14 protein-coding genes and 1 riboswitch are annotated in these 15,874 nt (G+C 52.1%); of the genes, 4 read left to right on the forward strand and 10 right to left on the reverse strand.

The window, feature by feature from the left end; all coding sequences use genetic code 11:
• Positions 1 to 65: 65 nt before the first annotated feature.
• From IR195_RS14865 to IR195_RS14880, 4 genes are all read right to left on the reverse strand, one after another.
• A complete protein-coding gene (locus IR195_RS14865) occupies positions 66 to 644 on the reverse strand; it encodes an NnrU family protein (protein WP_125750461.1) in 579 nt (192 codons plus the stop codon).
• 116 nt (positions 645 to 760) lie between these two features.
• On the reverse strand, positions 761 to 1,729 hold the full coding sequence (locus IR195_RS14870) for a magnesium transporter CorA family protein (protein ID WP_125750464.1): 969 nt from the start codon (positions 1,727 to 1,729) through the stop codon (positions 761 to 763).
• A 34-nt stretch (positions 1,730 to 1,763) separates the two neighbouring features.
• Positions 1,764 to 3,152 carry an SLC5/6 family protein gene (locus IR195_RS14875; RefSeq protein ID WP_125750467.1) on the reverse strand — a complete coding sequence of 463 codons (1,389 nt, stop codon included), beginning with the start codon at positions 3,150 to 3,152 and terminating at the stop codon, positions 1,764 to 1,766.
• Positions 3,142 to 3,249: riboswitch (TPP riboswitch) on the reverse strand. It overlaps the preceding gene by 11 nt.
• A gap of 99 nt (positions 3,250 to 3,348) precedes the next feature.
• On the reverse strand, positions 3,349 to 3,930 hold the full coding sequence (locus IR195_RS14880) for a peroxidase-related enzyme (RefSeq protein ID WP_125750470.1): 582 nt from the start codon (positions 3,928 to 3,930) through the stop codon (positions 3,349 to 3,351).
• A gap of 199 nt (positions 3,931 to 4,129) precedes the next feature.
• On the opposite strand from IR195_RS14880, the gene IR195_RS14885 reads away from it, so the two are divergent.
• On the forward strand, positions 4,130 to 4,825 hold the full coding sequence (locus IR195_RS14885) for a hypothetical protein (RefSeq protein ID WP_206047962.1): 696 nt from the start codon (positions 4,130 to 4,132) through the stop codon (positions 4,823 to 4,825).
• A gap of 49 nt (positions 4,826 to 4,874) precedes the next feature.
• Here the strand turns inward: IR195_RS14885 and IR195_RS14890 are convergent, their stop codons facing one another.
• From IR195_RS14890 to IR195_RS14910, 5 genes are all read right to left on the reverse strand, one after another.
• Positions 4,875 to 6,374: a CoA-acylating methylmalonate-semialdehyde dehydrogenase gene (locus IR195_RS14890; RefSeq protein WP_125750476.1), complete on the reverse strand. Its 1,500-nt coding sequence runs from the start codon at positions 6,372 to 6,374 to the stop codon at positions 4,875 to 4,877.
• A gap of 217 nt (positions 6,375 to 6,591) precedes the next feature.
• On the reverse strand, positions 6,592 to 7,857 hold the full coding sequence (locus IR195_RS14895) for a TRAP transporter large permease (protein WP_206047963.1): 1,266 nt from the start codon (positions 7,855 to 7,857) through the stop codon (positions 6,592 to 6,594).
• Between the two features lie 28 nt (positions 7,858 to 7,885).
• Complete coding sequence (locus IR195_RS14900; RefSeq protein ID WP_125750482.1) at positions 7,886 to 8,449, reverse strand: TRAP transporter small permease; 564 nt, start codon at positions 8,447 to 8,449, stop codon at positions 7,886 to 7,888.
• 1 nt (position 8,450) lies between these two features.
• The gene (locus IR195_RS14905; protein WP_206047964.1) at positions 8,451 to 9,437 is read right to left on the reverse strand and encodes a TRAP transporter substrate-binding protein; all 987 of its coding nucleotides are present in this window, start codon (positions 9,435 to 9,437) and stop codon (positions 8,451 to 8,453) included.
• A gap of 127 nt (positions 9,438 to 9,564) precedes the next feature.
• Entirely contained in the window at positions 9,565 to 10,272 is a 708-nt protein-coding gene (locus IR195_RS14910; protein ID WP_206047965.1) for a DUF3581 family protein, read from the reverse strand.
• A 107-nt stretch (positions 10,273 to 10,379) separates the two neighbouring features.
• Here IR195_RS14910 and IR195_RS14915 point away from each other — a divergent pair, with 107 nt between their 5' ends.
• Positions 10,380 to 13,343: a hypothetical protein gene (locus tag IR195_RS14915; RefSeq protein ID WP_206047966.1), complete on the forward strand. Its 2,964-nt coding sequence runs from the start codon at positions 10,380 to 10,382 to the stop codon at positions 13,341 to 13,343.
• Between the two features lie 74 nt (positions 13,344 to 13,417).
• Here IR195_RS14915 and IR195_RS14920 read toward each other — a convergent pair whose 3' ends face one another.
• Positions 13,418 to 14,134, reverse strand: coding sequence for a trimeric intracellular cation channel family protein (locus IR195_RS14920; RefSeq protein ID WP_089039499.1), 717 nt, complete (start codon positions 14,132 to 14,134; stop codon positions 13,418 to 13,420).
• A gap of 179 nt (positions 14,135 to 14,313) precedes the next feature.
• Between IR195_RS14920 and IR195_RS14925 the strand changes: the two genes are divergently transcribed.
• Positions 14,314 to 14,778 (forward strand): NfeD family protein, encoded by a 465-nt coding sequence (locus IR195_RS14925; RefSeq protein ID WP_146942023.1) that lies wholly within the window; start codon positions 14,314 to 14,316, stop codon positions 14,776 to 14,778.
• Positions 14,779 to 14,822: 44 nt separating this feature from the next.
• Positions 14,823 to 15,872, forward strand: a complete 1,050-nt coding sequence (locus tag IR195_RS14930; protein ID WP_125753722.1) for an SPFH domain-containing protein — start codon at positions 14,823 to 14,825, stop codon at positions 15,870 to 15,872.
• Positions 15,873 to 15,874: the final 2 nt, after the last annotated feature.

Consider the following 15,874-nt stretch of genomic DNA (forward strand, 5'->3'; position numbering starts at 1 on the left):
AGTCATAATACAAACGGCGCCAACGAGCATAACCCATTGACGCCATTAATATTTATTAATAATCACTAACTAAAGACAGGTACACCAATAACTAACACATGCAGGTAAAGCGCGAACAAAACATAGGCTATTAAACCAATCACAACGGTGGCTATTGTTGCGGGAGTCGAGGTGGGTACTGGATTAGTGGGATGCAGGCGATCACGCTTTTTGGCTGCCTTAAAGGCCAGAATAGCCCACACCAAAAATGCCGCAAAAAAGACAATATCGCCAAGCCGTCCATTGGCCAGCAAGTGTGAAAATGCCCAAACTTTTACGGCCAACGCCATCGGATGACCAAGCTTCGCTTTGATAGCATTACGCGGTACATAGGCTGCCACCAGCATAATAAAGGCAGGCACCATCAGCAGTGCTACCGCATGGCGTAACCCCGTGGGGGGAAGCCAAACGTAGATAGGATCTAGCCGCGTTTGTCCAAAACCGTAAATAGCAATCGCCAGTCCAACTGCCGACACTACGGAGTAGGCAATCTTCCAGGTATTTTCGCCGTAGTTAACAATTTGTCGCTGACGCCAGTCTTCAGCAAAGATACGCACAGAATGGCTGCCAAGAAAAATCAGCAGGCCAATAATCATGATGGTCATAAAAGTGGCTCTCAGGTTATTTGCAGGTCATTGGTCGACTGCGAGGATGCCACACTAGCGCTCAAACCACATGGCGAACTATCAATTTTTCGCCGATGGCGAGCAGCTATTTGGGTTTAGAACCAGTTTTTGCGTTTAAATAGCCAGATTAAACTACCCCCGACGCCCAGCATGGCTCCCCAGACAAAAAAGTATCCGTACTGATAGCGCAGCTCGGGCATGTACTCAAAGTTCATGCCGTAAATACCGGCAATAAACGTCAGTGGCACAAATATGGCAGTAATCACCGTTAATAAGCGCATGGTGATATTTAACTGGTGAGAGGAAATCGAAATATAACCATCAACGAGATCGCCGCAAATGTCATAGTACATTTGTGTCAGTGTATATAGGCGTTCAAAGCGCTCTTCTACATCCGTGATGGCATGCAGTGTTTCACTTTCTCCACGGGGCAAATGAGCATAGTCATAGGCAGTAAGCTCTTGGGTAATGCCTTTGTGGTAGCTAAAAATACGGCGCATCTTTACCAATCGTGAACGGTAGGTGGTGATTTTCCGCATCAGCACATCATTACCAGCCTCCAAAAGCTCATCTTCTATGTCGCTTAGCTCGCTTTCAAATTCCAACAGGCTATCGATGTAGAAACCCGCCGAGGTGTACATAACTTTGAGTGCAACACGCTCAGGAGATAACGCCAGCAGCGTTTTGCCGTGCTCATTAAAGAGCCGTTCAATACTAAGCGCTTCACCAGCGTGCAGCGTGATTAGAAAACGCTCCCCAATAAAGAAGCATACCTGCTGAGGCACAAAGTTTAGCTGAGCATCAAACGATGAAATACCTCGGTAAATAATCAGGGTATGATGCTCAAACTCTTCAATTTTCGGTGGATGACGCTCTTTGTGGGCATCTTGAATTGCCATTGGATGACAATCAAAACCTTCCAATAGCTGACGTTCACACTCCTCCGACTCACCTTTCATGTCTATCCATAGGTGGCTGCCGGGTATTGTTTGCCAGTCATCGATGAGGCGTTCATCGCCTTCGCGCACGTCACCTTCTGGCGTCGTTAGTAGGCTGCGAATCATGATCGTCCCTGTTAATTGAGCTCACGGCTTAACGTTACGGCCTAGCGCTTCGTCGCTTAGGCAGGTAGGCCAGTGTAATGCTGACGACTATAGACGCCAGCAACGCCCCTAGAAAAGGCCCTAACGTTGGGATACTGCCTGGAAAGGTAGCCGCCATTATGCCAGCCGAAATACTTCCCTGGCTTAGCCACCCCGGTAGTATTGCCCCAACTAATCCAGCCATGCCGCCGCCAATCGCCGCAACTGGCGTCATTCGCTGCCACAGGCCAAGCAGCACAGGCACCACAATGGCAGCGCAAAGCAAGTCTGCTATCAAGAAGAGCCGTAGAACCGACAATCCCTGCAGGGCAATAACTATCACCGGCACCATCAGTGCGACCGTTATCCAGCGCGCGGTCGTTAAAGATGCTGCATGTCGCTCACCGCCACGCCCTACTATCAGCGACGCTATACCGTTTTGTAGCGTATCGACACTTGAGGTCACTAACGTGACGGCCAACACCAATGCAGGTAACGCCATCCAGGCAGGCGCATCGGTTAACAGCGCAAAGAAAGGAATAGGGGGTTCGCCCAAAGCAACACCGCTCATCGCGGCCATAATGCCGACACCGCCAATCACCATCACAACCAACACGGTCAGACCGCCACCTAGCCAAGCACCGCGACCTAAGCTCTGATCGTCCCGGGCAGCCCAGACACGCTGCCAATAACCTTGGTGAAAAAGATTGGCGGCGGTCACCGCAATCACAAGCGTCAGGGCAACACTCAACGCGCTTGCGATAGGAATCGAGGGCATGACTGCATCGCTTGGCATAGTGGGTAATCGCCAAATCGCCACACTACCTACGGCTAATAATAGGGCTAGCAAAAGCCAAGCCTGCCAGCGATCCGTTGCGAGACTTGCACGCAGTCCACCAATCACCGTATACACCAAGGTAGTGAGTGCAACGCCAATAATCACTAGTGCAGGCGGCACATCGGAAAGCAGTGCGGTAATAGCACCTATCGCGGTTAGCTCCGCTGCTAAAAAACAGCCCATGTAGGCTACGGACACCAGTAGCACCCAATGACGCACACCTTTGCCGTAACACGCGTGGGCGAATTCGGCGATGCTTCTGCCTTCTGGCAATGCACGGCGAATTTTTGGCCCGTACAACCCCAACACAATAAAAGGCAGTGCAGAGCCCAGGGCATACCCTGCCAACGCTAACGGCCCCACAAAGGCACCAATTTCAGGCGGAGCAAACAGGATCCAGGCGCCCATTCCCGAGGCTAAAAAGGAGAATCCAAGTGTGGAAGCGGTTTGCGAGTTTCGTGCCGTGACATAGTCATCAAGCGACCCCTGCACATGACGTGCACGCAGGCCCAGCAAGGCAAAACAGAATAGCGCCGCACCAAGTACGGCTGACGTTAGGTAAGGCATGTCGCACTTCCTCCGCCGGTATGAACCGGATCAGGTTCCAGGGTCTGCGCAGTGCGCATTCTCAGCCCAACAGCTGTGGGCTCCCCTGGCGACAGTGAATGGAGACGCTATCCTCGGTGAAAGCGGCTCGTTAGTAAAGGCTGGGCGTTAGTAAAATCTATCCGAGAGTCACGCCTAGATGTGTGTATTTAACCTGCTAACGCGGCAGGCGTCCCATCAAGTAAAACTCCTCATTGGGCGGCGTCCCCGCCATGGTCACTAATCGATTCGACATGCCGAAAAAAGCAGCAATGGCGCCAATATCCCAACAGTCCTCTAGCGTAAAACCTACTTTCTCTAAGGTTGTTTGCCACGTGGCAGAGAACTCCCCAACCTCAATCCCGCAGTGCAGTGCAAAATCCAGCATGACACGATGGCGTTCGCTTAGCCCTGCCGTCAGATGATTGATAGCAACATTGTCAGCGACTAAGGGATCTTTACTATAAATTCTCAATAGCGCGCCATGGGCAACAACACAGTAGAGGCAACGATTGCGAGCACTGGTAGCCACAACAATCATCTCTTTCTCAGCTTTAGTCAGCGTGTCGGATTCACGCTCCATCAAAGCATCGTGATAAGCAAAAAAAGCGCGAAACTCCGCAGGGCGATGCGCCAGCATTAAGAACACATTGGGCACAAATCCCGCCTTGCTTTGCACTTCTAATATTGCATCACGAATATCGTCAGGTAGTTCATCCAGCGTTTCTGGTACACGGAAACGGCTAAGTCGATCAGTCATCGCTACACCTCACTTGCTGTTTTAGCTTTAAATTTTTGTTTTGCTTAAACAATTATGTTGTTAGATAACGCGATACGGTAACAAAACACTAAACAAAGTGACTTTCAATCGCGGCAAACGCTGTCCATACTCTCAACTATTCAATGACCTATAAGCCGTGCAGAAAATGCATCAAACGGCAATTAACAGGAACACCAAAATGCATTATTCCGAAGCCAAAGAGCATACGCCTGGGCGCTTGCATACTCTTTTTGCCGACCCTTACTGCGCGTTTAAAAACAACACCGATGAGCGTCAGCTGCATATCCGGATAATGCTACATACCCTTCTTGCACTGCCTATGCAGCACGCGCGTGCCACACTCAGGGTTATCCATGGCTGGGAAAACGGCGGCTTCGAGCCAAGTGACCTAAAGCACAAAGACTTCCCGCTTGCCTCTTTAGATGATTTCCACCGAGTGGCTAACGAGATCCCTCCTAACCCTCAAGAACACGAGACGTCATTAAGCGCTAGCACGCCGCTCCTCTCAACACCACTGGCGAGCGTATTCGCTAACGCAGCAGCCGATGGCATCATCGTTTCTGACGCGCTGCGCAGCACACCTGCCCGCTGGCCTACTTTGAAAGGCGGTTTAGCCATTTATACGCTCTTCAAAATGTATCATCGCTTAGTTTATGGCGAAGATGACAACTACCGCTGCTCTCAGTGTGAAACGCCCGATGGCCTGCATGAGCTACATGAGTTTCATCTTGAAGAAGGCGAATTTGCACTGTTAGTTCCTCACAGCACAACAGCGCAAATGACCATTCCCACCATTCTCGTTATGCACGCCAGTCAGCTTGGCCCTATCGGCCAACTTTTAAAAAGAAGCCTGCCGTTATTTCAGATCACATAAGTTGAAACGGTCAAAGCCCCGCTTAGCTCGGGGCTTCTCCATGGTGCAATTAGCTCAACGAAATAGTGCTATTAATGCCGCTAGATACATTTTCTGGTTCGAACCAGCGGGCAGTGACCGTTTTGGTCTGCGTCCAGAAGGTAATTGCCTGCTTGCCGTTCGGCCCCAAGTCGCCAAGCTTGGAAGCTCGCGACCCAGTAAAGCTGAAGTACGCGACGGGCACAGGAATCGGCACATTGATACCAATCTGGCCGACGTCGATATCCGTTTCAAAGCGCCGTGCTACCCAGCCTGAGTTGGTAAATATCGACGTACCGTTGCCGTTAGGGTTAGCGTTGATAAACGCAATCGCGTCATCCAGCGTCTCCACATTGACCACACATAGTACTGGTCCAAAAATTTCTTCCCGGTACACCGTCATATCAGCGGTCACATCGGCAAATAGAGTTGGGCCAACAAAGTTGCCGTTTGGATAGCCCTCTACCGTGCAACCACGGCCGTCTATTAGCAGTTTAGCGCCCTCTTTTTCACCCGCTGTAATCAAGCGCTCAACGCGCTCTTTCGCTTGTGGTGAGACAAGCGGCCCTAAGTCGGCATCGCGCTGGGTGCCTGGGCCAACTTTCATGCTGCGTGCGCCTTCCTCAATATCTTTCAGCCACTCTCGCGCTTCACCTACCAGCACCACTACAGAGTTAGCCATGCAGCGCTGGCCAGCGGCACCAAACGCCGAGCCAAGTAGGCTATCAATCGCTTGGCTACGGTTAGCATCCGGCATAACAACGCAGTGGTTTTTAGCTCCCATCATCGACTGCATACGCTTTCCAGCGGCGGCGGCACGGTCGTAAAGCAAGGAGCCCACATGGGTCGAGCCGATAAACGAGAGTGCTTTAATATCCTGGTGGTCGGCGATTTGGTTGGCCACATCAGGGCCGCCATGAACCACGTTTAAAACGCCGGCCGGGACGCCCGCTTCATGGGCAAGCTCAACCAGTCGCATGGTAGAACTAGGGTCCTGCTCGGATGGTTTCAGGACAAAGGTATTACCCGTTGCGATGGCAAGCGGGAACATAAAACAGGGCAACATAATCGGGAAGTTGAAGGCGGTAATACCTGCGCCAACGCCCAGCGGCTGGTGCATGGTATAAACATCAACTTCATTAGCGGCATTTTCCGCTAACTCACCCAGCTGCAGCGAGGTAATTGAACAAGCGTGCTCAACGACTTCTAAACCACGCCCTACTTCACCTTCAGCGTCAGGCAAGGTTTTACCGTGCTCTTCGGTGATTAGCGCGGCTAATTCAGCCGTATTTTCGCGTATCAGTGCCTGAAGTTTCAGCATGATGCGCATGCGCTTGCCAAGCGGCACTTTACGCCACCCTTTAAAAGCTGTTTTAGCGCTGGCAATCGCGCGTTCTACCTCTTCGGCAGTACAAAATGGCACCCTGGCAACCACTTCCTGAGTGGCCGGGTTTACCACATCACGCCAATCCTGGCTTTGTGACATGACTGGCTGGCCATCGATATACATAGGGATTTCACGAACGGACATGACTACCTTCCTCAACGTTGTGTTTGTTATGAGACGCAAAGATGAACCCTAGGGTATATCAGCAAGTTGACGTAAACGTCAATTAGCCACTTGATAAAGAGCAGGGCAATTTGGTGCCAAGCAGGCAGTCTGGAACTGATACTCCACCATTAAACGGCATCATCAACACCGTGGAGAGCATCAGTTCAGCTAGAGGTTGAAATGAATGTGATAGCGATTAACGCTGGATAAGCCCGTTGGTTAACCACGGCAACCAGGCAAGAAGCATAAGGGTCACTAACGTTGCTAGCAAAAACGGCAGCAGCGAGCGAAATATTTTAAGCGGCGACGCCCCCGTCATTGAGGAAGCGATAAACAGTCCTGCCCCTACCGGGGGCGTTAACAGGCCCATTACCAGGGTTAAACACACCACTACACCAAACTGGTAGGGGCTAATCGCGAATTGGCTTTGGGCAATGGGCATTAAAATCGGTACCACTAAAATTAGCGCCGCAATGCCATCAATCACCATTCCCACTAACAGCAGTGCGCCAATCACCAGTAGCAAGAATACGAAAGGGTCGCTGGTCAACGCGGCAATCCATGCGGCGGCCATTTGCGGAAGCTGCTCATAAATCACCACCCAGCCAAACACACCAGCAGCGGCAATCAGCATTATCACTAAGCCGGCGTTAATCGCAGTACGCGTCAGCACTTGGGACAACTGGCTGAAATGCAGATCACCGTAGACAAAACGTCCCATCAATAGCGCCGCCAGTGAAGCCAGCGCGGCCGATTCCGTTGGCGTGGCAACCCCCCATAGAATGCCGCCGATAATAATCACTGGAATGAGTAGAGCAGGCAGCCCCCAAAGCAGGTCATGAAGCGCCTGACGGCGAGTAGGCCACTGACCTTTAGGGTATTGCTGGACCAAGCCTACCAAGGCAATCACGATAAAAAAGCTGGTTCCCAAGAGCAGCCCCGGCAGCAAACCAGCAATAAACATTTCCGCAATCGGCACTTGGGCCATGACGCCAAACAACACAAACAGCATGGAAGGCGGAATAATCGGCGACAGTAGCCCACCCGCAGCGGTAATCGCTGCGCTGTAGGATGTGTCATAACCATCCTGCTCCATTGCTGGCACCATTGCCCGAGACATAATGGCAATTTGCGAGGCTGCCGAACCAATAATCGCCGCCATCATCATGTTGGCGACTAAATTGATATAGGCGAGACCACCGCGAAATCCTCCTACTAAAATACGCGCTAGGGCGATCAAGCGGCGGGTTAAACCGCCTTCATTCATTAATTCGCCCGCCAACATAAATAACGGAATCGCCAGCAATCCATAGCTTTCAATGGCGCTAAACAGCTGCTGTGGATACGAATCAAACAACACCGTATTGCCTGACATCTGGATGTACCACATGGCAGTCAATGCCAGTACTAGCGCAATGGGCACAGCACCGAGCAACAGCAGCAAAAAAACAGCAATCGTCATAAACGTACCGTCAACAGGGTAAGCAGAATTAGCGTAGCGCTTTGGCGGTGGATTCTGGGGTCGGCGTTCGCCACTGTTTGAGTGACTGGATAAGATTCGCCCAGCTATGCAGGCTAAGGGACAATGCAAACCACGGCACAATTAACCACGCCCAGAATTTTTTAATGCCAAGCGTGGAGGTGTTTTCAGCGTAAATAAAATTGAATGTTTGCCCTTGAAAAGCACGGGTATCAAACCCTGCTTGCACCAGTGCAAGTGGCTGATACCAGCGCCAGCAAAGCCACGCTAACAGCAGGGCAAATAGCAGCACCATGGTATCTACCCAGATGCCTATCAATTTCCGGCCGGATTGCGGTAACAGATCGCTCAGCAACGTGACCGCTATCCCCTGGCGGCGTTTAAACACCGTGGCGGCTATCAAAAAGGTCATCCAGATCATGGCATAAATCGCCAGCTCGCTAATCCAGTAAAGCGGGCTGCCTAGGGCGCGAAACGCAATATTGGTGAGAATCAGACAGGTAACCGCCGCCGCTAAGGCAGCGGCGGCAATCTCTTCACAGCGTGCAAGCCCTAATGAAAAACGTTGCAGCATGTTACTCTTCACGTAACCGGTCAGCCTCGGCGCGTAACGTTTCTAACATAGGTGCCTTAGGCGCCCAGATGTTTTCCCACTGTGCAATGGCGTCAGAGAAAAACTCAGCATCCGCTTCAACGATATTGATATCCAAGGCGCGGATCTCCTCTTCCTGAGCGGCATCCTTCTCTTCAAAACCCACCAGCACGTTCTCTAGATGCTCAGCCATCGCAGTATCAATCAGCTCACGATCTTCTTCAGAAAGATCGCGCCATACTCGCCCAGACACGACGCCCACCATAGGGAACATCATATGGTTAGAAATCAGCAGGTTTTCCGCTTGCTCATAGAATTTCAAAATTAAAATAGAGTCGAAATCCATATCAATGGCATCGACCTGACCGTTAGCCAGCGCGTCATACACTTCTAAGAGTGGCATGGGCGCAGGGGCAGCACCCGTGGCCGTATAGAAATCCCGAATTGGCTCGAAAGGGGTAATACGTAAACGCTGCCCCTGCAGATCGTCAGCGCTTTCAATAGGATCACGGCTGAGCACTTGGCGCATGCCTACCATGCCATAGCCAACGCCAATTAAGCCGACTTCTTGTGGCATTAACTCGAGCAGCTCCCCTGCCGCATCAGAACGTAAAAGCCGTGCCGCGTGATTAACGTCATCAACCAAGTAAGGCGCGTATAGTGCGCCAAAATCTGGAATACGGTTGGAAATTTCGGCAATCGTCAAGAAAGCCATATCTAACGCGCCGGTTTGAAGCTGCTGAACCATTTGCGCTTCATTGCCTAGCTGCTGAGCTGGAAAGACACTAACGCTATGCTCGCCACCAGAGCGTTCGTTAAGTGTTTGGGCAAAGGCTTCTGCCTCGGTAGACCATAGATGCTGTGCTGGCGTGATAAGACCGAGACGAAAGTCCCGCGCCTGAGCACTCATGGCTGAAACGGCGAGCGTAACTGCTGCGCAGGCAAGCGTAAGCGTTTTGATGCGATTCATGCAAAGCCTCTTGTATCCAGCGGAAGCGTCGAGCGCGCTTCGCGCATTTTTTTAATTGATAGGCTTTGAGAATACCTTAGCGTTAGCGTTAATGGCACCCGCCATTACGCTAACGCAACGACACTACCTACGCCGCCTCGTAAGCCGCCTTTAAGCGGTAGAATTCATCAACAATCGCTGCCATCTCAGTTGCGTTGTACTCACATAAGCCGCTGACCACTAATTTTTTCGAGCCTACCCCAACTGCTTCTCCAGCAGACTCAATCGAGAACTCAAGCAAGGCATCAGCACGTTTACCTTGAACCTCTAGCGAGGAGCTCGTTAGGGCTAAGTTCGGCGAGAAACCGTCTAGACGCTCTAAGGAAAACCCCATGCTGTCGTATATAACCAAGGGTCGCTTAGGGTTAAACATTACCCCATGCTGCTCCATTAAAGGCTTCAAATAGTGAGGAAAATTCTTACCTGAAAACGCCACATAGCAGCGGGCAAACGCCTCAACCGCCGCTTCATCGTGAGTAACTTCTCCGCTACGCGTCACCTGTAGATAGCACTTGCCACCTTCATCGCAGACAAGTAGATCACCATTCGCTTCTTCACTAAACTTGAGAGGAGTGTCAGCTCCCACCATATTGGTGAAGCGAAATTCCATTTGTCGCGACAACCCAAACTTCACCAGCACCAGTGTAAAGAGCAGGTCTCCAGGTACGCAAAAACGGCGCGCATCTGGATTATGAATCGGGTTGTAGTCGCCGGCCACGCCCTTGGCGAAACGGCTGGCCTGCTCAGCAGAGATCACAACATACTCTCCGCGCTGCGCGTAAAAATCCTTGAACATGGCTTTGCTGCCTGCCTAGCGTTGAAATCGAAAACCCATTACGGCCCCACGACGCGCATAATGCCATAAAACACGCGCCGACAGGAGTCATCTGCAAGGAAGCCCGTATGCCGAAAGAGAACCTTAGGTCAAAACGTCTCCCCCGTATCCTGATAATCACGCTATTAAGCGCATTAATCGCGACATTAGTATGGGTATTTGGCAGTAGTTGGCTGCTAAATAGTCAATGGCTACCCAAACGGCTGTCTCAGATCGAGGGAGTCGAAGTGCGCTGGACGAATGCAAACAGTCTGCATCCAGGGCGCTGGGAAGTAGAGAACCTTTACTTGGCACGGGAAGACGACAGCTTACCGATTTCCGTTGAAGCCCAACGTGCAACGCTTTCGCTGTCGCTACTAGCTCTTCTGCGCGGTGAACTACACATACAGGCACTTAATGCCAACGGGCTTCGCCGCTTAACCATAGGCGATATTGCTCTCGAGGCACAAGGCCAGCTGCAAGTGGCTGATACCCAGCTAAGTCGCGCTGCATTAGCCGTTCCTAACGTGTCGTTGGATGTCAGCCAAGGCCACCTGATACGCCTTAGCGACCAAGCCTCGTTAGTACAAAATATCCAGTTACGCGCAGACGCCTCCCTAGACAGTGTGAATACCGCGCAAATTCCCCGCGAAGAGCTCACCACTGAGCTGCTCAGCGCCCTGTCTGCACAACTGAGCATCGCGGCGCAGGCAGATGCCTGGGACGTGTTTATGCCCTACCTAGAAGCGCTTCCCTGGCTAACACTTGATGGCCACGGCAACTTAACGGGTGAATTGAACCTATACAATGGCGAACTACAGCATGGCAGCGAGCTAACCTTAAATGCACCTGAATTGCGCTTAGCGGTAAACGAGCAGCGCCTGCAACCCCGCGAAACAGACGACCTGCGTTGGTTGGTTGCAGAAACACCACTTCCGCTCCACACCGCCGTTGGTGAAGGCGCTGTGCGCTTGGCGGTAGAAGACAACAAGCTCAACTTTTCAACGCAGCTCGTCGATGTCGTCTTGGCGGATATTCACCCTTATGCCACCAATACGCAGCTTCACCTATCAACCAGCATGCCCAATCAGCGCCTCGACCAGTTAGACCTGCCCACTGGCGCCTCGCTGGCGCTACAGGGCGACGTCACTCGCCTGGACATGCTTGATAGCTACCTGGCACACACCTTTGACGGCCAAGGGGTTCGGCTTGAGGGTAACGGCCAAATTGAAGCCAGCGTGACGCTAAGTGACGCCAAGCCACATGACGCCTTCTTAACGATTCAAGCACCAACACTTGCGGCAAATTTAGTTAATTTCACGGCTCAAGGAAGTGGTTCATTAGCCGCACAACTGTCGAGCGAAGAGACGATAGATGCGACACTCACCTTCACCGACGCCACCCTTAGCCACCATCAGCGAACGTTGATGGCGGACGCGGCCATCACGTTAACTGCACTAAGCCCACTGAACCCAGAGCTAGCGCGAGAAAACGCTACTGCCCGGCTAACTTGGCAGTCCGCTCGGTTACCCGACATTAGTGTGTTACAAGCCTATCTTAAAGCCGCCCTGCCCGACCCTGCCCCATTGCAATTGCTTAGCGGCCAAGCGACTAGCCGTGGGCAGCTCGATTTCACCACCCAAAGGGTAAACGGCGAGATATTGTTAGCAGGAGAGCGATTAGCCACCCGCTGGCAACACACCGAACAGAACGGCGTACTGGAAAGCGACGCACAGCTTAGGTTAGCCATTCGCCAAGCCGCTCTTGATGGCACAAGGCTTGATATCAGCGGCTCACGTCTAAGCTGGCAAGTGGCGGATACACAGTCTACCAGCGAGCGATTAGAGAGTATTTTAGTGCTCAATGACGGTCGCTTTCAGCGCAGCGACAGTAATGCTAATGAGAATAAGCCGCTCAGTGGCGAGTTTTCACTCGAAGGTAGCGTTCAGCGACTCGGATTCTTAAATATTTTTTTACCCGACGCCCATGGCTTGGCAGTTGCGGGCAATGGCCAACTGTTCGCTCAGGGGGCTTTTGGTAATGACCGATTACTTGCCCCCACCCGCCTACGTGTGAATGCCGATCAGCTTGAGGTGGCCTTTTTAGATTACCTTGCCACTGGGCGCGGCGAGCTCACCGCCCAACTCGACACATCTGAGCAGGCCCAGCTTTCGTTAGGCATTCCACACTTTGAACTTATGCGCCAGGGTGATGACCGTCCCCATTTGGAAGGCCGCCACTTTGCCCTCACGACCGAAACTGAACGTTTTAGTGACGTGCTAGAGTCACCAGAGCCCGATTTCTTCACTACTCGCATCGCACTGCCTATTACGGAAGTGCCAGACTTCACCCGCTATAACCGTTACCTGCCTGAAAATGCCGGGGTTACCTTATTGGGCGGCCAAGCCAGCCTAACCAGCGAATGGTTATTGGATGGACTTACCGCCCAGGGAAACATGACACTACGCGCATTTGGTGCAGAACTAGCACTACTTGATCAACAGCTTAAGGGCGATGTTGAGTTACATCTGCAGCTCACCGAAGGTGATTTAGAAACACGCCACTTCAACGCAAATGACTCGTTTCTGCGTCTTGAAAACGTCTTCCGGCAAAGCTCGGAAGGCACACAGGATGCTGGCTGGTGGGTCCAGCTCACAATGGAAGAAGCACAGCTTGAGTGGGGAGATCCAATCAGTTTAACCAGCCAACTGCGCCTTGGCATGCGCGATACAGGGCTATTGGCGCGACTCTTTCTTGCCCGCGCCAGACAAAGTGATTGGCTGGGACGGTTATTAAACGTGCATGAAATTAACGGTAGCGCGCAGCTGCAGATCAATGGCGAACGCATACGCCTACATGATCTCACGCTTAGCGGCGGCCCCCTTTTGCTGCTTTCCGATGTCACTTTGGCTGAAAAAAGCGCCAATGGTGCGCTCTATGCACACCTTGGTGCACTAGGGATAGGTGTAGAACTGATCGACAGCGAACCCTCATTAAAGGTACTGCAACCAAGACGCTGGTTTGATCGCTGGCGAGAAGCAAATGCGTTTTGAAAGACAAGAAAAAAGAAACAAACAGAGGCGAATACGCCTTCCTTTCGCGACATCGCCATAGGAAGTCTGCTCAGCTAACGTTTTTTACGCTCTCGCCGGATCATGCGCACCCGCTCTTTGGCTTTCTGAGGGGTCGATAGCGGTGCCGAGGCCTCATCTTGCGTTTTCGGTGGCAGCGTAACCCAGGCAAATACCGGTAGCGCCAGGTGCCAGTGAATAGCCGCTAGGCGCAACCCGAGTGTCGCCGTTAATGCAGCGGCAATCGCAACGGTGAGCGGCGCCTGTAATGCATCGAGCGCCACATACACAATCCCCCCCGCCAAGGCTGCCGTGGCGTAGATCTCCTCACGGAGCACCATCGGCACCCGCTGGGCTAACACATCACGGATCATGCCCCCCGCCACGCCGGTCATCATGCCCATTAACACCGCCACAACGCCTGATGTGCCCAGCAACAGTGCTTCATGGGTGCCAATGACAGTAAATAGCGCCAGCCCAAACGCATCAGCGACAGGCAAAAAGCCCCGAGAAAGGCGATGAATATAGTGAAACCCCACCAAAGACACGCCGACTGTGGCTAATATCACCCACAAATAGGTCGGATCAGTTACCCAGAATACCGGGCGAACGCCCAACACCAGCTCTCTGAGTGTGCCGCCGCCAATACCGGTCACCGCCGCCAATACCAGCATACCGAAGGGATCCATTCGCGAACGACAGGCTAAAATCACCCCTGACAAGGCGAATACGATGACACCCGCCATATCTAACCAATAAATCACACCCGACACACGACTCTCCTTAGAGACATGCTCAGTAAGGCAAGTAGGATAGCACTCCACTGCGTATTCAGGTCATCAACAAGAGGATGAGGCCACTAAACAGTGGCTGTTACGCAGTACACAGGCCAATATACGCCGAGTAGGTTACGCTAGTGAACAGCTTCATCCATAGACTGCAAGGAGCACACATGGACTGGAACCCTGCTTATACTTGGCTGGTGATTGCTCTGCTGCTGAGTCTCGCAGAATTGACGTCTGGCGCAATGTTACTGCTTGCACTGGGAGTTGCTGCGGCGCTCACCGCGGCGGTCACAGCACTGGGATTATCACTGCCGTGGCAGTTACTTAGTATGGGAATTTTCGCGGGTGTCTTAGTGCCTTTAGGCATTATGGTTATTCGTCCGCGCTTTTCACCAAGAGGCGTTGCCTACGGCACAACCGGCACAGGTGTCGAAAAAGGTAACCATTACAAAACACTGGTTCGCGACTTTGACAACGTAACCGGCATTAAAGTGAACGGTGATTTCTACCGTTTGCGTGTTATTGAGAGCGGTGATACCGACTTACCGCCTGGCACCCGAGTTATCTTTAAGCACTTTGAAGGTACCACGGCCGTAGTGACGCTGACACCTCCAGAAAATACCAACCACTAGGATGCATCTTCCCCACGCAAGGAGCCATAAACATGAATAACCTCATGGATTTATCAATTAGTCCTGGCCTGCTCATCAGCTTGATTATTGTCGTTATTGGCGTGCTCATTATCTCGAAAGGATTGGTTATTGTTCGCCAGTCAGAAGTGATGGTGATTGAACGACTGGGCTCCTTTCATCGCGTACTTGAAAGCGGCATCAATATCATCATTCCGTTTATTGAGCAGCCACGCGCGATCACAATGCTGCGCTACCGCAAAATGGGCGAGGATTACACCGCGATTACCAGCGATGAAGTCCGCATTGACCGTCGTGAAACAGTCATGGACTTTCCTGGCCAGCCGGTCGTCACTACGGATAACGTCACGGTGAGAATCAATGGCGCGCTTTATTATCAAATTATCGATCCTAAACGAGCTGTCTATGAAGTAGAGAATATGAGCCAAGCTGTCGAGGTGCTGGCCAAAACCACGCTTCGCTCGGTGGTCGGTAAGATGGAGCTAGATAAACTGTTTGAGTCGCGTGCCGAAGTTAACAATGAAATCCAGGCAGCAATGGAAGAGCCCGCTTCAAAATGGGGTGTCAAAATCTCCCGAGTAGAGGTGCAGGATATCGCCATGCCAGAAGAGGTAGAGTCTGCGATGCGCCTGCAGATGGCCGCGGAACGCAAACGCCGCGCGACAGTGACAGAAGCAGAAGGTGAAAAGTCTGCAGCCATTGCAATGGCTCAAGGACAGCGTGAGTCGGCCATTCTTAACGCTCAGGGTGATAAAGAGTCGGCGATTTTACGCGCTCAGGGTGAGCAAGAATCCATCAAACTCGTGCTTAGCGCCATCGGCGATAGCGAAGAGAATAAGCGCACCGTAGTGGGCTATCTACTAGGCCAAAGCTATATCAAAGGGCTGCCCCACATGGCGAAAGAGGGTGAGCGGGTATTCGTGCCTTACGAGTCTTCTGCTCTATTGGGGTCAATGGGCATGTTCCGTGAAATGGCAGGCTCACCTGAAGATACTGTCGCCAACCATCTCAAAAATCGCAGCCGTAGCGAGAGCAGCTTACGCAGCGGCATCGTCGGCGGCGCCGCATCCACTTAAAA

This window comes from Vreelandella venusta (genome assembly GCF_015689495.1).
Taxonomy (GTDB): Bacteria; Pseudomonadota; Gammaproteobacteria; order Pseudomonadales; family Halomonadaceae; genus Vreelandella; species Vreelandella venusta.